Raw genomic sequence first — 21,736 nt, forward strand, 5'->3', positions numbered from 1 at the left:
GTCCATCAGATGCGCCAGCGGGTGGAGGCCACGCATGACCGAACTGCCGCGCGTCGTCAGCGTCGACGACCATGTGATCGAACCGGCCCACCTCTTCGAGACCTGGCTCCCGGCGAAGTACCGCGAGCGGGGGCCGCGCCCGCTGACCGCCGGCATCGGTGAACTCGCCTACGTGGGCGGCAAGTACCGGATCACCATGGACCCGGACGGACCGCCGACCGACTGGTGGATCTACGAGGACCTGAAGTTCCCGTACAAGCGCAACATCGCCGCCGTCGGCTTCGACCGCGACGAGATGACCCTGGAGGGCATCACCCGTGAGGAGATGCGGCGGGGCTGCTGGGATCCGAAGGCGCGGCTGGCGGACATGGACCTCAACCACGTCGAGGCGAGCCTGTGCTTCCCGACCTTTCCCCGGTTCTGCGGGCAGACCTTCGCGGAGGCGCACGACAAGGAGGTCGCGCTGGCCTGTGTGCGGGCCTACAACGACTGGATGGTGGAGGAGTGGTGCGGGGACAGCGGCGGCCGGCTGATCCCGCTCTGCCTCATCCCGCTGTGGGACATCGGCCTCGCCGTCGCCGAGATCCGCCGCAACGCCGCGCGCGGGGTGCGGGCGGTGACGTTCTCGGAGATCCCCACCCACCTCGGGCTCCCGTCGATCCACTCCGGCTACTGGGACCCCTTCTTCGCGGTGTGCGAGGAGACCGGCACGGTCGTGAACATGCACATCGGGAGCAGCAGCCAGATGCCTGCCGCGAGCCCCGACGCCCCGCCCGCCGTCCAGGCCTCGCTGAGCTTCAACAACGCCATGGCCTCGATGATGGACTTCCTGTTCAGCGGGGTGCTCGTGAAGTTCCCGCGGCTCAAGCTCGCCTACTCCGAGGGCCAGATGGGCTGGATCCCGTACGCCCTGGAGCGCGCCGACGACGTGTGGGAAGAACACCGCGCCTGGGGCGGGGTCCGCGACCTGATCCCCGAGCCGCCCTCCACGTACTACTACCGCCAGATCTTCTGCTGCTTCTTCCGCGACAAGCACGGGGTGGCGTCCCTCGACGTGGTGGGACGGGACAACGCGACCTTCGAGACCGACTACCCGCACGTCGACTCCACCTTCCCGCACACCAGGGAAGTCGCCCTCGACCACGTCAAGGGCCTCGACGACGAGACGGTGTACAAGCTGATGCGCGGCAACGCGATCCGCATGCTCGGTCTGGAGCTGGACAAGGACCGCCGGTAGTGGACCTCACGTACACCGAGGAGGAGGAAGAGTTCCGGGCCCGGCTGCGCGCCTGGCTCGCGGCCGTGCTGCCGGGGCTGCCGCCGGGGCCCGACCCGCTGGACTGGCCGGGGCGGCGCGCGTACGACACCGGCTGGCAGCGGATGCTCTACGACGCCGGGTACGCGCGCGTGCACTGGGACGCCTCCGCCACCCGGCGCCTGATCCTCCTGGAGGAGACCGAGCGGGCCGGGGCGCCCTATGTCGGCGCCAACTTCGTGGGGCTGCTGCACGCGGGCCCCACCATCGCCGCCGAGGGCACCGGGGAGCAGCGCGCGCGGTGGCTGGAGCCGGTGCTGCGCGGCGACGAGGTGTGGTGCCAGGGGTTCTCCGAGCCCGACGCGGGCTCGGACCTGGCGGCGCTGCGGACCCGGGCGGTACGGGACGGGGACGCCTACGTGGTGAGCGGCGCCAAGATCTGGACCTCGCACGCGCAGGTCGCCGACTGGTGCGAGCTGCTGGTGCGCACCGACCCGGACGCGCCCCGGCACCGGGGCATCACCTGGCTGGCGATGCCCATGGACGCGCCCGGCATCACGGTACGGCCGCTGCGCACGCTCGCCGGCTCGGAGGAGTTCGCCCAGCTCTTCCTCGACGAGGTGCGCGTCCCGGTGACCCACCGGGTCGGCGCCGAGAACGACGGCTGGCGCGTGACCATGGTGACGCTGTCGTACGAGCGGGGCACGGCCTTCGTCGGCGAGGTGGTCGCGTGCCGCCGCGGCCTGGTGGAGATCGCCCGCGCCGCGCACAAGAACGGGACCTGGGACGATGCCGAGATCCGGCGCCGACTGGGCGGGCTGCACGCGGAGTTCGCCGCGCTGTGGCGGCTGATCCAGTGGAACGTGAGCGAGGCGGAGCGCGGCGGGGGCGTGCCCGGCGTCGGCGGCTCGGTCTTCAAGCTGCGCTACTCGCACGCCCGCCAGGAGCTGTACGACGCCGCCGCGGCCGTCCTCGGCCCCGACGCGCTGGACCTCGGCCGCGAGTGGACCCGGGACCGGCTCTCCTCGCTCTCGTACACCATCGCCGCCGGCACCTCCCAGATCCAGCGCAACATCGTCGCCGAGCGGATCCTCGGCCTGCCCAAGGGGGGCCGCTGATGGACTTCCGGCTGAGCGAGGACCAGCTGGCCCTGCGGGCGGGCGTACGGGAGGTGCTCGCCCGGCGCTTCGACGCCGCCGCGCTGCGCCGCGCCCTCGACGGGGGCGGGCTTGACCGGGGGCTGTGGCGGGCGCTCGGGGACGCCGGGTTCTTCGCGCTGCGGCTGCCGCGGGAGGCGGGCGGGGTCGGGCTCGGGCTGCCCGAGGCGGTGCTGCTCTTCGAGGAGGCGGGGCGGGCGCTGCTGCCCGGCCCGCTGATCGCCACGCACCTGGCGGCGGGCCTGGTGGCGGGGGCGGCCGAGGGCACGGCCGTGGTGACCGCGCCCGACGGGGGCCTGGTGGAGTGGCTGGCGGAGGCCGACGCCGTCCGGGGGGACGTCACCGGCGCCGAGCCCGTCCGCTCGGCCGACCCGCTCACCCCCCTGCACCGCGTCCCCGGCGCCGGGGACACCCGGGACGCCCAGGCTCCGGAGCGGGCGCTGCTGAGCGCCGCCGAGCAGCTGGGCAGCGCGGGCCGCAGCACCGCGCTCGCCGTCCAACACGCACGGACCCGCCACCAGTTCGGACAGCCCATCGGAGCCTTCCAGGCGGTGAAGCACCTGTGCGCGGGGATGCTGGTCCGCACCGAGGTGGCGCGCGCCGCCGTGTACGCGGCGGCCGTCACCGGCGACCCGGTGGAGATCGCGGGCGCCAAGCTGCTCGCCGACGAGGCGGCCGTGCGGTGCGCCCGGGACTGCCTCCAGGTGCACGGCGGCATGGGCTTCACCTGGGAGGCGGAGGTCCACCTCCATCTGAAGCGGGCGTGGCTGCGCGGCACGCGGTGGCCGACGGCGGCGCGGGCGCGGGAGCTCCAGGCGGCGGCGCTGGCGGAGGCGATGTGAGACGGGAGCGGGCCCGCACGGCCGGGGTGCGCGACGAGGCGTTGGCCGGAGCGTGATGAAGCGTCACCGTGCGTCGATACCGGGTTGTGTCCTTCGAAGGACTCGTCACACCCCGGAGTCGGGGCCGCCCTCGGGTAACCTCCGTGGAGTGCGATCCCCCAGGCATCCCGCGCGCCCCTGTTCGACCCCCCGCAATGTGCGTCGCACAGTATGCACCACGCGTACTCCTTCGCGCTGGAATATGCCTGAAGCGCTTGTTGCGGTGACTGTACGTCAACCATGCTGTCTCGTAAGGAAATCACGTTCCGTGAGCTTGTCGAGGCGCGAGGCGATGTGTCCGCCGGTTCGGATGGTGTGAGCGGTGCAGGTGCTTCAGGTTCAGTTGGAGGTCGGAGCCGACCCCGCCGAGGTGGGACGCGCTCGCAGATGGGCTCGCTCGCGGCTGGCCGGGTGCGGGATACGGCTCGACGAGCCGCTCGCCGAGACCCTGATCCTGCTGATCTCCGAGCTCGTGACCAACGCGGTGGTGCACACCGGCTGCCCGGCCGTGCTGCGGATGCTCTTCGGTCCCGTCGACGGGCCGGACGACGGCGGCACGGTCCGGGTCGAGGTGGCCGACAGCAGCGCGTGCGCCCCCAGGCCGCGCCACGCGGACGGGGACGACACCAACGGCCGGGGCCTGGAGCTGGTCGACGGCCTCGCCGACCGCTGGGGCTGGCAGGCCGAGGGCGCGGGCAAGTCGATCTGGTGCGAGGTGGACCGCTGCTGCGACGGGGGCGCGCCGGAGCGTATGGGCGGGGCGTTCGAGCCGGGCGCGTATGAGCCGTCGTGCGCTGTCACAAATCGGGCGTAAAGGGCAAAGCTTTCACTAGGTGTTGACGCGCCGTGGCGGTCTGATCACCCTTGGATGAGCGATTCGTCGCGAGGGGACGCCGAGGGCGCGGACCGGCCCCTGGTCCGTCCTGGGCCGGTCCTGGTTCTCCTCGGCGAGTGCGGGTCGTGGCCCGGCGTGGGCTCAGGGCAAGGCTCCTTCAGGGCATCGGGAGCAGGGCGAGCACGCCGTGGCCGGGTGGCGGCCGCCGTGCCGTGCTCGGGGTGCGCATGACGCGCCGCCACCCGTGACAGGGCGACAGGCCCGGGGCGCGGACTCCTCGTACGCCCCGGCGCGGCGCCACGGCGACGGCACTACGACAATGGCGCTACGGAAATGGCGCTACAGCACGGCGACCGGCGCGACCGGGGTCCCGGTGGCCCCCACGAACGGCTCGGGCATCGCCGACAGCCAGAACGCGTACCGCCGCTCCTGCGCACAGGCTGTGGACAACTCCTCCAGATTCCAGTTCTGGCCCTGGAGCATCCCCATCTCGACCAGATCGAGCGCGTGCACCCCGAGCCACAGGCCCTCGATCTCCGGCGGGAAGATCTCGAAGGTCAGGGTGTCGTTGGCGACGGCAGCGACGTCACGCGCGTGGAACCACTCCGGAGTACGCAGCGACAGGCCCGGCGAGGGAAAGCCGTACCCGTGCCTGTCGCCGGCGAGGCAGAGCTGGACCTGTCCCGTCCGTACGAGCACGATGTCGCCCGCGCGGACGGTGACCCGGCCCAGCTCCTCGGCGGCCGACAGGTCCTCCGGGGTGACCGCGTGCCCGCCGGGCAGCCGGTCCACGCCGTGGACGCGCGCCACGTCCAGCAGGACGCCGCGCGACACGAGGTGGCGGGGCTTGTCGATACCGCTGAACTCGGCGCCGCCGTGCGCGGTGATGGTGGTGGCGGGGCGGCCGTTGTAGAGGCGGCCGGAGTGCGAGACATGGGTCAGCGCGTCCCAGTGGGTGGCGGCCTGGAGTCCGAACGTCACGGCGTCGTCGCTGGTGGCGACCGTGCCCGGGCCGAAGATCTCCTGGTTGATCTGCACCATGGTGTGCAGCGGGTTGACCCGGCCGGGGATCAGGCCGGTCTGGACGCCGTTCTGCTCCAGGGGGAGTGCGAGCGGGACGCGGCGGCCGGTGCGGACGGTGGCGGCGGCCTCCCGCACCACCTCGTCGGTGACGAGGTTGAGCGTCCCGATCTCGTCGTCGCGGCCCCAACGCCCCCAGTTGTTCACGCGCTTGGCGATCTCGTGGAACTCGGGCGGCAGCGCGGACGCGGTGGACGCGGCGGACGTCGCGGACATGTGGGCCCTCCCTGGGTCTTGTCTTCCGGTGCCTGCCGGGCCCTAAAATCTAACGGTCCGTCAGAAACCGCGGGAAGGGGCCGGCGTGGGGAACTTCTTGGCAGGCAAAGTGGTCGCCGTGACCGGCGCGGGGCGCGGTATCGGCCGCGCGGTGGCGCTCGCGGCGGCGGCGCAGGGCGCCAGGGTCGTCGTCAACGACTACGGCGTCTCCGTCGACGGCGCCTCGCCCAGCAGCGAGATCGCGGACGCGGTGGTCAAGGAGATCGAGGCGGCGGGCGGCGAGGCGGTGGCCGTCGCCGACGACGTCTCGACCATGGAGGGTGGCCAGCGGATCGTCGACACCGCGCTCACCCGGTGGGGCCGGGTGGACGGAGTGGTGTGCGTGGCGGGCATCCTGCGCGAGCGGATGCTCTTCAACATGACGGAGGAGGAGTGGGACCCGGTGGTGGCCACCCACCTCAAGGGCACCTTCACCGTGTTCCGGGCGGCCTCGGCGGTGATGCGCCAGCAGGGCACCGGCACGCTGATCGGGTTCACCAGCGGCAACCACCAGGGCAGTGTGGCGCAGGCCAACTACAGCGCGGCCAAGGGCGGAGTGATCTCCCTGGTCCGCAGCGCGGCGCTCGGCCTGCACAAGTACGGCGTCACCGCCAACGCGGTCGCGCCCGTGGCGCGGACCCGGATGTCCGCCAACGTGCCCATGGAGCTGACGGAGATCGGCGAGCCGGAGGACGTGGCGGCGTTCGTGGTGTACCTCCTGAGCGACCGGGCCCGCGAGGCGGGGGTCACCGGGCAGGTGTACACGGTGGCCGGACCGAAGATCGCGGTGTGGGCGCAGCCGAGGGAGCTGCGGGCGGGGTACGTCGCCGGGGGCGGGTGGACCCCGGAGCGGATCGCGGAGTTCCTGCCGGGGGGTGTGGGGGTGGATCCGATGCCGTTGCTGGAGCGGGTGGGGGAGATGGGGCGGGCGGCGGTCTCTGGGGCCCGCCCCAACGCGGGGGCGTCGCCCGGGGCGGAGAATGCCCGATGAAACGTCCCCGGCCCCTCCGCCGCGCCTATGGCCCGCCCCCACTCCCGCTCAGCGCCCATCTGCGGGCCGGTGGCCGGCTGGCCGCGCAGTTCCCCGCGCCCCTTAAAGGGCCGGACTTCGTCTGCGGGCGCTGGGTGGTTGCTCGCGCAGTTCCCCGCGCCCCTTCAGGGCTTGGTTTTCGTCTGCGGGCTGGTGGGCGACTGGTCGCGCCGTTCCCCGCGCCCCTTAAGGGGCCGGACTTCGTCTGCGGGCGGTGGGTGGTTGCTCGCGCAGTTCCCCCCGCCCCTTAAGGGGTCGGGACTCGTGTGCGGGGCGTCTTGGGTTGCTCGTGCCCCTTGAAGGCCGGTGGTCATCCGCGGGTTGTCTGTGGCTGAGCGCGCGGTTCCCCGCGCCCCCCACCCCCCAGGGGCGCGGGGAACTGCGCGAGCAACCCGCCACGGTCCGCAGACGAACACGGACCCCCCGGGTCAACATCCCGCCCCGCGAGCCCCCAACCCCCCTAGGGGCGCGGGGAACTGCGCGAGTAAGCCTCCAAGGTCCGCAGACGAAAGCGGGGTTGGGGGCGCGGGGAACTGCGCGACCGGCCACCCACCGCCCGCAGACAAAGACCGGGCAGAGAAGAGACCCCATGGACTTCGGCTACACCCCCGCCGACGAAGCCTTCCGCCACACCGCCCGCACCTGGCTCGACGCCCACCCGCCCCACGGCACCCCACGCCAGTGGGAGCGGGAGCTCGGTGCCGGGGGGTGGATCGGGCTCGGGTGGGGGGACACGCCGTACGGGAACCGGGCGGCGACGCTCACGCAGCAGGTCGTCTGGGCCGAGGAGTACGCCCGCCACCCCGGCACCCCGCCCCGCCTCGGCCACATCGGGGAGAACCTCCTCGCCCCCACCCTCCTCGCCCACGGCACCCCCGCCCAACGCGACCGCTTCCTGCCGCCGATCGCCCGCGGGGAGGAGATCTGGTGCCAGGGCTACAGCGAACCCGGCGCCGGATCGGACCTCGCGGCCGTGCGCACCACCGCCGTACGCGACCCGGGCGACCCGACGGGCGCGTACCGCGTCACCGGACAGAAGATCTGGACCTCGCACGCCCACGAGGCCGACTGGTGCTTCGTGCTGGCCCGTACCGAACCCGGCTCGCACCGCCACCACGGCCTCTCCTTCCTCCTCGTCCCCATGGACCAGCCGGCCGGCCGCGTCGAGGTCCGGCCGATCCGGCAGCTGACGGGGACCAGTGAGTTCAACGAGGTCTTCTTCGACGGCGCCCGCGCCCACCCCGGCCACCTCGTCGGCGGCGAGGGCAACGGCTGGCGCGTCGCCATGGACCTGCTCGCCGCCGAGCGCGGGGTCTCCACCCTCGCCCAGCAGATCGGGTTCGAGGAGGAGCTGGCGGAGGTCGTACGGCAGGCGGCCGAAGGGGGGTCGGCGGACGATCCGCTTGTGCGGGACCGGGTCGTCCGGCTCTGGGCCGAGCTGCGCACCATGCGCTGGAACGCCCTGCGCACCCTGGGCGGCTCCGACCCCGCCGCCCCCAGCGTCGCCAAGCTCCTGTGGGGCGGCTGGCACCAGCGCCTCGGCGAACTCGCCCTGGCCGTGCGGGGGGCGGCCGGCACGGTCGGGCCGGACGAGTGGAGCGAGCGGGAGCCGTACCGGCTCGACGCGCTCCAGCGGCTGTTCCTCTTCTCCCGCGCCGACACCGTCTACGGCGGCTCGGACGAGATCCAGCGCACCATCATCGCCGAGCGCGTGCTCGGCCTGCCGAAGGAGGCACGGGGCCAGTGAGAGGTGTCCTGTTCGACGGTACGCACGCGCAGGTGGTGGACGACCTGGAGGTACGCGACCCGGGGCCCGGCGAGGTCCGGGTCGCGATCGCCGCGGCGGGCCTGTGCCACTCCGACCTCTCCGTCATCGACGGCACCATCCCCTTCCCCGTGCCCGTGGTGCTCGGCCACGAGGGCGCGGGCGTCGTCGAGGCCGTCGGGGAGGGGGTCGCCCATGTCGCCCCCGGCGACCACGTGGCGCTCTCCACCCTCGCCAACTGCGGGGCGTGCGCCGACTGCGACCGGGGGCGGCCCACCATGTGCCGCCGGGCGATCGGGCGTCCGGGGCGGCCGTTCTCGCGCGGCGGCGCGCCGGTCCACCAGTTCGCCGCCAACTCCGCCTTCGCCGAACGCACGGTGGTCAAGGCCGTCCAGGCGGTCGGGATCCCCGCCGACCTGCCGTTCACCTCCGCGGCCCTCATCGGCTGCGCGGTCCTGACCGGCGTCGGCGCCGTACTGAACCGCGCCCGCGTGGACCGGGGTGACACCGTCGTCGTCATCGGCACCGGCGGCATCGGCCTCAACGTCCTCCAGGGCGCCCGGATCGCGGGCGCGCGCACGGTCGTCGCCGTCGACAGCAACCCGGCGAAGGAGGCCGCCGCGCGGCGGTTCGGCGCCACCCACTTCCTGACCTCGGTGGACGGTGTACGGGAGGTCCTGGAGACCGGCGCCGACCACGTCTTCGAGTGCGTCGGCCACGTCGGGCTCGTCCGCCGGGCCGTCGACCTGCTCGACCGGCACGGCCAGGCGGTCCTGCTCGGGATGCCCGCGCCGACGGCGGAGGCGACGTTCGCACCCGCCGCGATGTTCCTGGACAAGTCCATCCTCGGCTGCCGGTACGGCAGTTCACGCCCCCAGTACGACATCCCCCGCTACGCCGAGCTGTACCGCACGGGCGCCCTGCTCCTCGACGAGCTGGTGACCGAGACGTACCCGGTGGAGGACTTCGCCAAGGCGGTGGAGGACGCGCGGCAGGGGAGGGTGGCGCGCGGGGTGCTGACCTTCTGAGCCGTCCGGCGGGGCCGGCGTGGGAAGGGCCCGGCCGGCGCTCAGTCCTCCACGCGGTCGCGGCCGGCGGCGCGGAAGGTGCGCCGGTAGACGGTCGGCGGGACGCCGAGCGCGGCCTGGAGGTGCTGGCGCAGCGAGGTCGCCGTGCCGAACCCGGCGGCCCGCGCTATCCGGTCGACGGACAGGTCGCTCGACTCCAGCAGGTACCGGGCCCGCTCGACGCGCTGCTGGGTGAGCCACTGGCCGGGGCTCATCCCCGTCTCCTCACGGAACCGGCGCGTGAACGTCCGTACCGACATCGCCTCCTGCTCCGCCATGTCCCGCAGCTGGATCGGCTCGTCGAGGCGGCCAAGCGCCCAGGCGCGGGCGCCGGTGGTCGTCGCCACCTGGGGCCGCGGCAGCGGCCGTTCGATGTACTGGGCCTGCCCGCCCTCCCGGTGCGGCGGCACCACGGTCCGCCGGGCCACGTCGTTGGCGACCGCCGATCCGTGGTCGCGCCGCACCAGGTGCAGGCACAGGTCGATCCCGGCGGCGACCCCGGCCGAGGTCAGCACGTCGCCGTTGTCGATGAACAGCACGTCCGGGTCGACGGCGACGGACGGGAAGAGGCGCTGGAAGTGCTCGGCGTGCCGCCAGTGGGTGGTGGCGGGCCGCCCGTCGAGGTACCCGGCGGCGGCCAGGACGTAGCTGCCGGTGCAGATGGAGACCATGCGCGTACCGGGCCGTACGTGGGCGAAGGCGCGCGCGAGCTCGTCGGTGAGCACGCCCTCCTCGTAGACCGGCCCCAGCTCGTGCGAGGCGGGCACGACCACGGTGTCCGCGTGCGCCAGCGCCTCGGGTCCGTTCTCCACCAGCACGGCGAAGTCGGCGTCGGTCCGCACGGGGCCGGGCGCGCGCACCGAGCAGGTGGTGACGGAGTACAGCGGCCCGCGCTCCCCGCCCGCGCCGCGCGCCAGCCCGAAGATCCGCTGGGGGATGCCGAGCTCGAACGGGAGGATGCCGTCGAGGGCGAGGACGACGACGCGGTGGGGGGCGGCCGGAGTCATGGCGCGAGTCTACGTGGCCCGATCCCTGCGAACCATGGCTATCCAGCCACTCGTACGGACCGGGCCACCACGCCAGGCTGTGGCCATGTCCCAGACAACCGACGCCGTCGCCCCCGGCGCTCAGACGGCCCCCGCCCCGCGGCCCGGACCCCGCCGCCGCATCCACCGTGCCTGGTTCGTCGCCGCCGTCACCTTCGTGACGATCATCGGCGCGGCCGCCTTCCGGTCGCTGCCGGGGCTGCTCATCGACCCGCTGCACGAGGAGTTCGGCTGGTCGCGCGGCACGATCGGGGCGGCGGTCTCGGTGAACCTCGCGCTGTACGGGCTCACCGCGCCCTTCGCCGCCGCGCTGATGGACCGGTTCGGCATCCGCCGGGTCGTGGCCGCGGCGCTGACCGTGATCGCCACCGGCGCCGGGCTCACCGTCTTCATGGACGCCGCCTGGCAGCTGATGCTCTGCTGGGGTCTGCTCGTGGGACTGGGCAGCGGGTCGATGGCGCTGGCGTTCGCCGCGACCGTCACCAACCGCTGGTTCACCGCCCGGCGCGGCCTGGTCACCGGCATCCTCACCGCCGCGTCCGCCTCCGGGCAGCTGATCTTCCTGCCGCTCCTTTCGTGGCTGGTGGAGCACCACGGGTGGCGTCCGGCCGCCGTCACGGTCGCGCTCGCCGCGCTCGCGGTGGTGCCGTTCGTGTGGCTGCTGCTCCGCGACCACCCGGCGGACTCGGGACTCGCCCCGTACGGCTCGGACACGTACGTGGAGAAGCCCGCCCCCGTGCCGGGCGCCGCGGGGCGCGCGGTGAAGGTGCTGCTCTCGGCCGTGCGCACCGGCCCGTTCTGGCTGCTCGCCGGCACCTTCGCGATCTGCGGCGCCTCCACCAACGGCCTCATCCAGACGCACTTCGTGCCCGCCGCGCACGACCACGGCATGCCGGTGACGGCCGCCGCCGGGCTGCTCGCGGTCATCGGCGTCTTCGACGTGGCCGGCACGATCTTCTCGGGCTGGCTCACCGACCGCTTCGAGTCGCGCCGGCTGCTCGCCACGTACTACGCGCTGCGCGGCATCTCGCTGCTCTTCCTGCCGATGCTGCTCGCGCCCTCCATCCACCCGCCGATGCTGTTCTTCATCGTCTTCTACGGCCTGGACTGGGTGGCCACCGTCCCGCCCACCCTCGCGCTGTGCCGCGAGCACTACGGCGAGGACAGCGCCATCGTCTTCGGCTGGGTGCTCGCCTCGCACCAGGTGGGCGCGGCCGTCGTCGCCTTCCTCGGGGGTCTCGCGCGCGACGCCTTCGGCTCGTACGACATGGTCTGGTACGGCTCGGGCACGCTGTGCGCGGTGGCCGCGCTGATGGCCCTGGTGATCCGCCGCACCGGATCCGGCGCCGCCGCCACGCCGTCGGCGGAACCGGCGGCCGCGTGATCCCCTCTCCCTGGGGGAGGGGGGCCGGATGAAGCCGATGAACAGGCCGGGCGTGGTGGTGGCGGGGCTGCTCTGCGCCGTGCTGGCCGGATGCGGGACCGAGAGGGCGGGGAGCGCGGCGGGCGAGCGGCCCTCGTCGCGGCCGTCGCTCGCCGCCGAGAAGCAGCCGTGCCCGCCGGACGAGACGACGCAGGACACGCCGTCGGGCGGGGGTGTGGACGAGACGTCGGAGGACGCGTCGGGCGGGACGTCGGGCCCGGCCGTCGACGGGACGACCGGGGACGCGACGACCGGTGACGGTGCCGGATCCTCCGGGCCGTCCACGGACGAGACCGCGGACGAGACCACCGACGAGGCCTCCGGCAGCGCCGAGCCCCCCACGGACGAGGACACCGGCGCCCCGGAACCTCCCACCGATGAGACGACCGACGAGACGACTGACGAGACCACCGACGAGACCACCGACGACGACGCCGGTGACGCCGGGCCGCCCACCGAGGGCACCGCCCCGCCCTGTCTGCCCGCCGGGTGGTTCGACATGACCCAGGAGTTCACCGACTACTACGCCCAGCACCTCACCAAGGCCGACGACGGCCTGTGGCCCTTCCTGGTGGCCGCCCGGCTCCGGCAGGAGGGCGACTCGGTCAAGGCGCTCGTGACGGTGAACTTCATCCCGTCCGGTGCCGACGACTTCGAGGGCCGCCGGATCGCCGAGGTGTTCGCCGCCTGGCGCCACGAGGCGTACGGGGACAAGGGCAAGCTGCGGATCGAGACCCGCAGCGGCGGCCGGGTGGTCGAGCAGAGCTGGTGAGTGCGCGGGGCGTGAGCGCGTATGGGGGCGCCGCCCTCGAAGACAGGCGCTCAGGCGGTGAAGCGCCCGAACCGGCCCCGGTGGAACAGCAGCGGCTCGCCCTCCGCCGTCCCGCCGAGCGCCTCCACGCGGCCCACCACGATCAGGTGGTCGCCGCCGGTGTGCACGTTCTGGATGCGGCAGTCCACCCACGCCGGTACGCCCGCCAGGCGCGGGGAGCCGGTCGCGGGGGCCGCGTCGAAGTCCACGCCCGCGAACTTGTCGGCGCCGCTCACCGCGAACGCCCGGCACAGCGGGCCCTGTGCGGCGCCCAGGACGTTCACGCAGAAGGTGCCCGCGCGGGCGATGCGCGGCCAGGTCGTCGACGTACGGCCGACCATGAAGGCGACCAGTGGCGGGTCGAGGGAGAGCGAGGCGAAGGACTGGCAGGCGAAGCCGGCCGGGCCGCTCTCGTCGCGGGCGGTGACGACCGTGACGCCGGTGGCGAAGTGGCCCAGTACGCCCCGGAACTCGGCGGGGTCGAACGGCAGCCGCTCGTCGTCGCGTACCGCCCGTAAGTCGGGCCGGGGCAGGGCCTCGACGGGCTCGGCGGGGGCCGTGGCCACCGCGCCGACGGACCGCAGGTATCGGACGACGGTCGCCGCCATCCCTTCGTGTCCCATCACGCCCTCATTGAACCTGACGGGTCGTCAGATGGGAACCCTCACAGCCCCCGGTACTTCGGCGTCCGGCGCTCCACGAAGCTCGCCACGCCCTCCTGGGCGTCCCGGGTGGTCATGTTGATCTCCTGGGCGGCCGCCTCGGCGGCGAAGGCGCTGCTGCGGTCGCCGTCCAGGGAGGCGTTGACCAGCTGTTTCGCCAGCGCCAGCGAGCGGGTCGGGCCGGCCGCGAGCCGCTGGGCCCACTGCCGGGCCAGGGCGGGCAGATCGTCGTCCGGCACCACCCGGTTGACCAGGCCGAGCCGCTCGGCGTCCGCCGCCGCCACCGCGTCCCCGAAGAACATCAGCTCCTTGGCGCGCTGCGGCCCCACCAGCCGGGGCAGCAGATACGCGCCCCCGCCGTCCGGGACCAGGCCGCGCCGGACGAACACCTCGATGAAGCGGGCCGACTCCGCCGCCAGCACCAGGTCGCAGGCGAACGCCAGATGCGCGCCGATCCCGGCCGCCGTGCCGTTGACGGCCGCGATCACCGGCTTCTCGCAGTCGAGCACGGCCCCCACCAGCCGCTGGGCACCCAGGCGGATGGTGCGGGCCACGTCACCGGCGACCCGCTCGCCGGACACCACCGCGCCCCGCAGGTCGGCGCCGGCGCAGAAGCCCTTGCCGGTGGCGGTGAGCACGACGGCCCGTACGGCCGGCTCGGCGCTCGCCTCGCCGAGCAGCGCGATGATCCGCTCCCGCTGCTCCCAGGTCACGGCGTTCATCGCCTCGGGCCGGTCGAGCGTGATCCAGGAGACGCCGCCGTCGGTGGTGTGGCGGACGGTCTCGGTGAGCGGGCGGGCGTCCTCGCCGCTCATGAGCACACCACCAGCGCGTCCAGCGCCACCGCCCCCTGCCCGCGCGGCAGGACCATCAACGGGTTGATGTCCAGCTCCGCGAGTTCCCCGCCGAGCTCCAGGGCCATCCGCTGCACCCGCAGCACCACCTCCACCAGCGCGTCCACGTCGACCGGCGGCCCGCCGCGTATGCCGTCGAGGAGCGCCCGGCCGCGCAGCTCGCCGAGCATCGCGCGGGCCTGCTCCTCACCGAAGGGGGGTACGCGCACGGCCGCGTCGCCCAGGACCTCCACCAGGACGCCGCCCAGACCGACGGTCACGGTCGGCCCGAAGAGCGCGTCGTGGGTGACGCCGACGACCATCTCGACCCCCCGGGCGACCATCTGGCACACCAGCACGCCGTCCAGCTCGACCCCCTCGTACCGGGCGATGTCGGTCAGCTCGCGGTAGGCGTCGCGCACCTGGCTGGCCGAGGTCAGGCCGACCTTCACCAGGCCGAGTTCGGTCTTGTGGGCGAGGCGGGTGCCGGAGGCCTTCATGACCACCGGGTAGCCGACCTGGCCGGCCGCCCGCACGGCCGCCGCCGCGCTGGTCACCAGCTGCTCGCGCGGCACCCGGATCCCGTACGCCCGCAGCAGCTGCTTGGCGGCGTGCTCGCTCAGCTGGTGGCCCGGCCGCATCAGGGCCTGGGCCTTGCGGAAGGAGGGCGAGGGGACGCGCGGCGCCTCGTCGAAGGGGGAGCGGTAGGAGGAGGTGAACCGGTGGTGGGAGAGGTAGGCGCGGACGGCGCCCACGCAGTTGCCGAACGTACGGAAGGTGGCGACGCGCGAGGAGCCCAGCAGCGTCTCGCGGTAGGCGGCCTCGGTGCCCACCGGCGAGCCCCACACCACGCACACCAGCTTGTCGGTGTGCTCCGCGGCCTCCACCAGGTCCCGGGCGAGCCGGTCGCTCATCGGCGGGAACGGTCCGGTGATGGGGCAGATCAGCACGCCCACCGACGGGTCGTCCAGGAGCGCGTCGATGATCTTCCGGCCGCGCCAGTCGCCCACCGGGTGGCCGCCGTTGTCGACCGGGTTGGCCACGTTCAGATACGGCGGTATCCAGGTGTGCAGCTCGGCCTGCTTGGCCTCGGAGAGCGTGGGCAGGGTGAGTCCGGCGGCCGTCGCCAGGTCCGCGAAGTGGGCGCCGGTGCCGCCCGAGATCGAGTAGACGACGACCCCTTCGGCGACCGGCGGACGGGCCCGCGCCAGCAGGGCCGAGGTGTCCTGGAGCTCGTCGAGCCCGTCGACGCGGATCACCCCGTACTGCCGCATCGCCGCGTCCACCACCTGGTCCGCGCCGGTCAGCTTGCCGGTGTGGGAGGCGGCGGTGCGCGCCCCGGTCTCGGTGCGGCCGACCTTGACCGCCACCACCGGCACGCGCGCCCGCGCCGCCCGGTCGGCGGCGAGCAGGAAGGAGCGGCCGTCCTTGAGCCCCTCCAGATAGCAGGCGATGGCTCCGACCTCGGGGCGCTCCGCGAAGTACGCGAGGAAGTCGGCGCACTCCAGATCGGCCTCGTTGCCGGTGGGCGCCCAGTGGGAGAGGCGCACCCCGAGCTCCTGCATCGCGAACAGCGGGCGGCCCTGGTGGCCGGACTGGGTGATCAGGGCGATCGCGGGCCCCTCCAGGTCGTCCCGGAAGCGCTCGAAGGCGTTGAGGTTGGTGTTGGGGCCGAGCAGGCGCGTCCCGGAGCGCCGCACGGCGGCGCGCAGGCGCTCCTGGGCGGCGGCGCCCTCCTCGCCGGTCTCGGCGAAGCCGGACGCGAAGGCGACGGCGAACTTCACCTTGGCCTCGGCCAGTTCGTCGATCAGCGGAAGCGGGTCGCCCACCAGGAGCACGGCCAGATCCACCTGTTCCGGCAGCCCGGCGACGGAGGCGGCGCAGGGCAGGCCGAAGACGGAGTCGCGGGTCGGGTGCACCGGGTGGACGCGGGCGCCCACGCGCTCGGCCCAGGCGATCAGCTGCCGGGTGATCCCCGTGTTGGGGCGGCCCTCGGCGTCGGAGGCGCCGACGACGGCCAGCGACTCGGGCCGGAAGAACCGGTCGAGGTCGGGCACGGGCGCGTACAGGGGTCGGCCGCTGACGTCCAGGTCGCCCTCGGTGGCGGCGGTGCCGTGGACGGTGCCGGGCCGGGGCTGCTCGCCGCAGGCCACCACCCGGGCGCGGAGGTCGGTCGTGAGGGTGCCGTGAGTCGATCCAAGCATCGTTCCGCCCGCTCCTGGTCGATGGCCAACATGGCACGTGCGCATCTGCCGTGACGCAACTGGCTGGTAACTGACGCCCAGTCAGATTACAGACCTGACGACCAGTCAGGAACCTCCGTGCGGGCACATGCTCACCGAAGGCTCCTGGGCGCGCGGGAGGTCCGGCCGAGTACGTTTTCCGTACCCGCCCGTAGGGCGCCTACCCGTCACCATTGCGCCAACTACCGCGTACGCGGGGGACGTCGCGGGGGCGCGAGCCGGAGGCCGGGTGCCGCTCTCAGGAGCGCGCGACCGCCTTGGCGATCCTGCCGGCGTCGATGCCCAGCTCGCGGAGCATGCCGCTGATGGGGTTGGTGAACCCGGTGAAGTAGAGGCCGGGGGCGCCGGGCGCCGCACGGCCGCCGTGGACGGTCGGCCGGCCCCGCCCGTCCAGCACGCCGAGGTGGCCGACCAGGCCCTCCAGGGCCCGCCGGTAGCCGGTGGCCGCCACGACCGCCTCGGGCGAGACCCGGCTGCCGTCGGCCAGGACGACCTTGGCGCCCTCGAACGACTCGACCGCCGCCACCGGTTCGACCCGCCCCGCCCGCACGGCCGCGATCAGCCCCACGTCCTGTACGGGGATGGCGCCTTCGCGCACGCGCGCGTAGAGGCCCTTCTCCGGCCGGGGCAGCCCCTTCGCGGTCAGGTCGGGCACGCTGAGCCGGGCCAGCGCCCCGGCCGCCCGGTCCACCAGCGGGACCGGCAGCCGCCGCACCAGGATCCCGGAGGCCTGGGCGGGCCAGCCGGCGGTGGAGCGGCGCAGGATGTGCGGCGCGGTGCGCACGGCGAGCCGCACCCGCCCGGCGCCGCCCTCGGCCAGGTCGACGGCGATCTCCGCGCCGGTGTTCCCGGCGCCCACCACGAGCACGTCCCGGCCGGCGTACGGCGCGGGGTTCCGGTACTGACCGGCGTGCAGCAGGGTGCCGGTGTACGTGTCGGCGCCGGGCCACTCGGGCACGTACGGGGTGTGGTTGTACCCGGTCGCCACCACGACCGCCCGGCCGGTCAGCCGCCGCCCGCCGGTGGCGTGCAGCAGCCAGCCGCCGTCCTCGGCGCGTTCGATCCGGGACACCTCGACGCCGGTGACGATCTCCAGCTCATGGACCTCGGCGTACTTCTCCAGGTACCGCACGACGTCGGCCCGGGCGACCCAGCGCCCGAACGAGCGGGGCATCGCGAGCCCCGGCAGCGCGGACAGCCGCCGGGTGGTGTGCAGCCGCAGCCGGTCGTAGTGGTGGCGCCAGGAGTCCCCCACGGCGTCGGCCTTCTCCAGCACGACGGCCCGTACGCCCCGGCCGCGCAGCGCGGCGGCGACGGCGAGCCCGCCGGGGCCGGCGCCGATGACGTAGACGGGGCGGGTGGGGTCGTTGGTGGCCATGGAAACCGAGCGTAACGACGCGGCTCTTTGATGGGTCTCGGTCAAGACCTGAATCGGTTGCGAATCGATCACGCTCCGGAGTGCGCGGGGACGGGAGTCCTTGCGCGGGACGCCTCCGTCCGCTGAACTGACGTACCGTCAGATGACGGACGGCGTGTGCGGGGAAGGGGCTGCGGATGGACTCGATCTGGCTCAGTGGTGCCGAATGGGTGGCCGTCCTGCGGATCGGCCTCGGCCTGTGGTGGCTGGAGAGCTGGCGCCACAAGGACAAGAAGGGCTGGTTCGAGCGCGGCACGGGCATCGCCTGGGCGGCGGACGTGGCGGCGAAGCACCGCTGGGAGGCGGTCCGCAGCGGCTTCGCGCTCGTGGTGAAGCCCCGGCCCCGGACGATGGCGTACGTGGTGGTCTACGCCGAACTGGCCCTGGGCCTCGGCCTGGTGGCGGGCCTGCTCACCCCCGTGGCGCTGGTCGGCGGCCTGCTCCTCAACCTGCTCTACCTGGTCCTGATGATCCACGACTGGGCCGAGCAGGGGCAGAACGCGATGATGGCCCTGATCTCCCTGGTGGCGCTGTTCGCGATGGCGTGGCAGACGTGGTCCCTGGACCACGCGCTGGGGTGGTTCTGATGAGCTCGGCGCCGGAGACGGACGCGTTCACGCGCGCGTACTGGGACGCGGCGGCGGCAGGGCATCTGCTGATCCGCCGCTGCGGGGCGTGCGGGCGGGCGCACCACTACCCGCGCGAGTTCTGCCCGTACTGCTGGAGCGAGGACGTGACCTGGGAACGGGCGAGCGGCCGGGCCACGCTGTACACGTGGTCGGTGGTCCACCGCAACGACCTGCCGCCCTTCGGGGACCGGGTGCCGTACACGGCGGCGGTGGTGACGCTGGAGGAGGGCCCGCGAATGATGACGGAGGTGGTGGGGGGCGCTGTGCTGCGGGTGGGGATGCGGTTACGGGTGGGGTTCCGGGAGGGCGACGGGGTGGCGGTGCCGGTGTTCCGCCCGGAGGGGTGAGGTGTGCGGGACGAGGTGTGCGGGACGAGGTGTGCGGGCTGACTTTGCCTGCGGCCCGGTGGTGGGTTGCCCGCGCAGTTCCCCGCGCCCCTTCAGGGTCCGGAGTTTGTCTGCGGTCCGGTGGTGGGCTGGTCGCGCAGTTCCCCGCGCCCCTTCAGGGTCCGGAGTTTGTCTGCGGTCCGGTGGTGGGCTGGTCGCGCAGTTCCCCGCGCCCCTGAAAACACCACCCCGAGCCGTACGTCAGGGCTACGCCGCCCCCCCTTGAGGGGCGCGGGGAACTGCGCGAGCAACCCACCACGACCTGCAGACAAGGTTCCGGCCCGATAAGGGGCGCGGGGAACTGCGCGGGCAACCCGTCACCGGCCCGCAGGCAAAGCGAACCCCGCACCCCGCACCCCCTACGGCCAGAGCAACTCCCGCCCCCAAGCACCCCCCGCCCGCCCCCGCGAGTACCGCAACCGCACATGCCGCCGCGAAGCGTCCCCCTGGAAGAACTCCACCTCCACGGGGTCGAGGACGTACAGCGTCCAGCTCGGCACCACCGTGTCCGGCGCGGCCGCCGCGCGGGCCCAGGCCCGTTCCGAGGCGTCCGCCAGCTCCTCCAGGGACGGCAGCACTTCGCTCTGGCGGCCCACCAGCGCCGCCGCCAGCGCCCCGGTGGACCGGGCGTGGAGATCGGCCCGGCTCGCCTCGGCCCCGGCCGGGGCCACCGTCCCCCGCACCCGGACCTGCCGCCCCACCGCGGGCCAGTAGAACCCGAGCGCCGCCGACGGGCAGCCGGCCAGCTGCCGCCCCTTGGCGCTGCCGGAGTGCGACCCGAACGACCACCCCGCCGCATCCGCCCCGTGCAGCATCACGGTCCGTACGTCCGGCCGCCCCTCCCCGTCCACGGTCGCGAGCGACATCGTGTGCGGCTCGGCCTGCCCGGCGCGGCCGGCGTGCGTCAGCCACTCCTGGAAGAGCGCGACGGGCTCCTCGGGCGCGTCCCCCGGAGCGAAGTGCGGCAGCTCGGTGTCCCAGACGCGCAGGGTGTGCAGGTACTCCTGGAATTCCATGCGCCGATTGTCACCCGGCGCTCCCTCGCGCTCCCCGGCGCGCCCCGCCGCTCAGGCGGCCCCCGGGACCGCGCCCCCGGCCCCGCCCCGCGCCGCGAGCCACTCCTCCCGCGTCAGGGCGTACTCGACGTCCCCGTGCTCGTCCCCCTCGACGGAGTAGGGCCACTCCTCGAAGTACGTCCGTACGTAGGTGAGTCCGCACCGCTCCATCACCCGCCGCGAGCGGTCGTTCACGTACATGGTGTTGGCGGTGATCCGCGCGTACCCCAGCTCTCCGAACCCCTTGTCGATGAGGGCGAGCGCGCCCTCGCGCGCGTACCCCTTCCCCCAGGCCGCCCGCCGCAGCCGGTACCCGAGGTCCGCCTGGTCCGCGGGCGCGTCGAGGCCGGGGCGCAGACAGTGCCAGCCGACGAACTCGCCCGTGTCGCGCAGATGCGTCGCCCAGAAGCCCCCGGGCAGCATCCGCGCGAACGACTCGGCGCGGATCTCCTCGCGGCTCATGGGGCGGCCCCCGGTGATGTACCGCATGACCTCGGGGTCGCTGTCCAGCTCCACGACGAGGTCGAGGTCGGCGGGGGTGTCGGCGAAGGGGCGGAGGAGGAGGCGGTCGGTGGTGAGGAAGGGGGCGGGGGTGGTGGTCATGGGGTGATTGTGGGACGGCCCGGACCGGCGTCGCCACGGAATTTCACCCCCGCTCCCGCCCCAGCACCACCGTCCCCGAGGAGCAGAACCAGCCCCCCGTGCCCGAGGCGACGGCCAGCTCGGGCAGCGTGCCGTCGGCCCTGCGGACCTGCCCCGGCCCCGCCTCGCCGCGCAGTTGCCGTACGGCCTCGACCAGGAGGAACAGCCCCCGCATCCCGGGATGGCAGGCGGAGAGCCCGCCGCCGTCGGTGTTGACGGGCAGCGCGCCCCCGGTGAGCAGGCGCCCCTTCTCCACGAACGCGCCCCCTTCCCCCTTCGCGCAGAACCCGAGGTCTTCGAGGGTGACGAGGGTCATGTACGTGAAGGCGTCGTAGATCTCCGCGAGGTCGATGTCGGCGGGGCGTACTCCGGCGCGCTCGAAGGCGGTCCGGCCGGAGACGGCGGCCGGGGAGACGGTGAAGTCCTCCCACTCGGACATGGTGGTGTGCGAGACGGCCGTGCCCGAACCCAGCACCCAGACGGGCGGCTTGACGGTGTCGGGGACGTACTCCGCCGCCGCGAGCAGCACCGCGCAGCCGCCGTCGGAGCGGATGCAGCAGTGCAGCTTGGTGAAGGGGTCGGCGATCATCGGCCCCGCCAGGACGTCGTCGACGGTGATCGGGTCGCGGAACATCGCGTCGCGGTTGGTGGCGGCGTTGGCGCGCGCCTGCACGGCGACCTCGGCGAGCTGTTCCAGGGTGGTGCCGTACTGGTGCATGTGGCGGCGGGCGGCCATGGCGTACTTCGCGACGAGCGTGTGGCCGTAGGGCACCTCGAACTGGAGGGGCCCGCGCCCGCCGAAGGACAGGTTCGAGGTCCGTCGCCCGGCCCTGATGTCGGCGCGGGCGGTGGAGCCGTAGACGAGGAGAACGGCGTTGGCGTGCCCGGCGGCGATGGCGTCCACGGCGTGGGCGGCCATCACCTCCCAGGTGGCGCCGCCGACCGAGGTGGAGTCGACCCAGGTGGGCCTGAGCCCCAGGTACTCGGCGACCTCGACCGGCGCGAGCACCCCGAGACCGGCGGACCCGAACCCGTCGACGACCCCCCGCTCCAGCCCGGAGTCGGCGAGCGCCCGCCGGGCGGCCTGGGCGTGCAGGGCGTACGGGGTGAGGCCGTCGACGCGCCCGGTGTCGGAGAGGGCGACACCGACGACGGCTACGGGGCGAGGGGCGCGGGCGGTCATCGACATGAATCTGACGGTACATCAGGTTGCATGTCGGCAGCCCGCCTTGTGCCCGGAGTCCCGCCGCTCACCTCCCCCAAA

Annotated in this window: 20 protein-coding genes; 11 read left to right on the forward strand and 9 right to left on the reverse strand. The window is 73.9% G+C overall.

The genetic code is table 11. The features are described from left to right. Positions 1-34: 34 nt before the first annotated feature. From AC069K_RS20490 to AC069K_RS20505, 4 genes are all read left to right on the forward strand, one after another. On the forward strand, positions 35-1,237 hold the full coding sequence (locus AC069K_RS20490; RefSeq protein WP_365100209.1) for an amidohydrolase family protein: 1,203 nt from the start codon (positions 35-37) through the stop codon (positions 1,235-1,237). Then, the gene (locus tag AC069K_RS20495; protein ID WP_478618211.1) at positions 1,237-2,373 is read left to right on the forward strand and encodes an acyl-CoA dehydrogenase family protein; all 1,137 of its coding nucleotides are present in this window, start codon (positions 1,237-1,239) and stop codon (positions 2,371-2,373) included. Before AC069K_RS20490 ends, AC069K_RS20495 begins: the two co-directional genes overlap by 1 nt. Continuing rightward, positions 2,373-3,254, forward strand: coding sequence for an acyl-CoA dehydrogenase family protein (locus tag AC069K_RS20500; RefSeq protein WP_478618214.1), 882 nt, complete (start codon positions 2,373-2,375; stop codon positions 3,252-3,254). Before AC069K_RS20495 ends, AC069K_RS20500 begins: the two co-directional genes overlap by 1 nt. A 361-nt stretch (positions 3,255-3,615) precedes the next feature. Next, a complete protein-coding gene (locus AC069K_RS20505; RefSeq protein WP_478618217.1) occupies positions 3,616-4,107 on the forward strand; it encodes an ATP-binding protein in 492 nt (163 codons plus the stop codon). A gap of 360 nt (positions 4,108-4,467) precedes the next feature. Here AC069K_RS20505 and AC069K_RS20510 read toward each other — a convergent pair whose 3' ends face one another. Next, entirely contained in the window at positions 4,468-5,424 is a 957-nt protein-coding gene (locus tag AC069K_RS20510; protein ID WP_365100214.1) for a cyclase family protein, read from the reverse strand. An 85-nt stretch (positions 5,425-5,509) separates the two neighbouring features. Between AC069K_RS20510 and AC069K_RS20515 the strand changes: the two genes are divergently transcribed. The 3 genes from AC069K_RS20515 (at position 5,510) to AC069K_RS20525 (ending at position 9,286) form a co-directional block, all read left to right on the forward strand. Beyond that, positions 5,510-6,454, forward strand: a complete 945-nt coding sequence (locus AC069K_RS20515; protein ID WP_478618222.1) for an SDR family oxidoreductase — start codon at positions 5,510-5,512, stop codon at positions 6,452-6,454. A 628-nt stretch (positions 6,455-7,082) separates the two neighbouring features. Then, positions 7,083-8,240 carry an acyl-CoA dehydrogenase family protein gene (locus AC069K_RS20520; RefSeq protein WP_478618225.1) on the forward strand — a complete coding sequence of 386 codons (1,158 nt, stop codon included), beginning with the start codon at positions 7,083-7,085 and terminating at the stop codon, positions 8,238-8,240. Continuing rightward, on the forward strand, positions 8,237-9,286 hold the full coding sequence (locus tag AC069K_RS20525; RefSeq protein ID WP_478618228.1) for a Zn-dependent alcohol dehydrogenase: 1,050 nt from the start codon (positions 8,237-8,239) through the stop codon (positions 9,284-9,286). Before AC069K_RS20520 ends, AC069K_RS20525 begins: the two co-directional genes overlap by 4 nt. A 41-nt stretch (positions 9,287-9,327) precedes the next feature. Here the strand turns inward: AC069K_RS20525 and AC069K_RS20530 are convergent, their stop codons facing one another. Beyond that, positions 9,328-10,332, reverse strand: a complete 1,005-nt coding sequence (locus AC069K_RS20530) for a GlxA family transcriptional regulator (protein ID WP_365100222.1) — start codon at positions 10,330-10,332, stop codon at positions 9,328-9,330. An 85-nt stretch (positions 10,333-10,417) separates the two neighbouring features. Here AC069K_RS20530 and AC069K_RS20535 point away from each other — a divergent pair, with 85 nt between their 5' ends. Next, positions 10,418-11,755 (forward strand): MFS transporter, encoded by a 1,338-nt coding sequence (locus AC069K_RS20535; protein ID WP_478618232.1) that lies wholly within the window; start codon positions 10,418-10,420, stop codon positions 11,753-11,755. 28 nt (positions 11,756-11,783) lie between these two features. After that, positions 11,784-12,566, forward strand: coding sequence for a hypothetical protein (locus AC069K_RS20540; protein WP_478618235.1), 783 nt, complete (start codon positions 11,784-11,786; stop codon positions 12,564-12,566). Between the two features lie 50 nt (positions 12,567-12,616). On the opposite strand, the gene AC069K_RS20545 is transcribed toward AC069K_RS20540, so the two are convergent. The 4 genes from AC069K_RS20545 to AC069K_RS20560 all read right to left on the reverse strand — a co-directional run bounded on the left by AC069K_RS20545 (position 12,617) and on the right by AC069K_RS20560 (position 17,721). Then, complete coding sequence (locus AC069K_RS20545) at positions 12,617-13,213, reverse strand: flavin reductase family protein (RefSeq protein WP_365100309.1); 597 nt, start codon at positions 13,211-13,213, stop codon at positions 12,617-12,619. A gap of 56 nt (positions 13,214-13,269) precedes the next feature. Next, entirely contained in the window at positions 13,270-14,082 is an 813-nt protein-coding gene (locus AC069K_RS20550; RefSeq protein ID WP_478618237.1) for an enoyl-CoA hydratase/isomerase family protein, read from the reverse strand. Beyond that, positions 14,079-16,304 (reverse strand): acetate--CoA ligase family protein, encoded by a 2,226-nt coding sequence (locus tag AC069K_RS20555; RefSeq protein WP_365100228.1) that lies wholly within the window; start codon positions 16,302-16,304, stop codon positions 14,079-14,081. The genes AC069K_RS20550 and AC069K_RS20555 overlap by 4 nt, the downstream gene beginning before the upstream one ends. Positions 16,305-16,581: 277 nt before the next feature. Then, on the reverse strand, positions 16,582-17,721 hold the full coding sequence (locus AC069K_RS20560) for a flavin-containing monooxygenase (RefSeq protein ID WP_478618241.1): 1,140 nt from the start codon (positions 17,719-17,721) through the stop codon (positions 16,582-16,584). A 176-nt stretch (positions 17,722-17,897) separates the two neighbouring features. Here AC069K_RS20560 and AC069K_RS20565 point away from each other — a divergent pair, with 176 nt between their 5' ends. Together AC069K_RS20565 and AC069K_RS20570 are read left to right on the forward strand one after the other, a co-directional pair. Beyond that, entirely contained in the window at positions 17,898-18,347 is a 450-nt protein-coding gene (locus AC069K_RS20565; RefSeq protein WP_365100231.1) for a DoxX family protein, read from the forward strand. Beyond that, positions 18,347-18,736 (forward strand): Zn-ribbon domain-containing OB-fold protein, encoded by a 390-nt coding sequence (locus tag AC069K_RS20570; protein WP_478618245.1) that lies wholly within the window; start codon positions 18,347-18,349, stop codon positions 18,734-18,736. Before AC069K_RS20565 ends, AC069K_RS20570 begins: the two co-directional genes overlap by 1 nt. 398 nt (positions 18,737-19,134) lie before the next feature. On the opposite strand, the gene AC069K_RS20575 is transcribed toward AC069K_RS20570, so the two are convergent. From AC069K_RS20575 to AC069K_RS20585, 3 genes are read right to left on the reverse strand one after another with little or no spacing between them, the layout of a single operon-like run. Then, a complete protein-coding gene (locus tag AC069K_RS20575; protein WP_478618248.1) occupies positions 19,135-19,791 on the reverse strand; it encodes a pyridoxine/pyridoxamine 5'-phosphate oxidase in 657 nt (218 codons plus the stop codon). Positions 19,792-19,842: 51 nt separating this feature from the next. Further along, a complete protein-coding gene (locus AC069K_RS20580) occupies positions 19,843-20,433 on the reverse strand; it encodes a GNAT family N-acetyltransferase (RefSeq protein WP_478618251.1) in 591 nt (196 codons plus the stop codon). Positions 20,434-20,476: 43 nt separating this feature from the next. Beyond that, entirely contained in the window at positions 20,477-21,661 is a 1,185-nt protein-coding gene (locus AC069K_RS20585; RefSeq protein ID WP_478618254.1) for a thiolase C-terminal domain-containing protein, read from the reverse strand. Between the last annotated feature and the right edge of the window lie 75 nt (positions 21,662-21,736).

Source organism: Streptomyces sp. NPDC043908, from assembly GCF_056435525.1.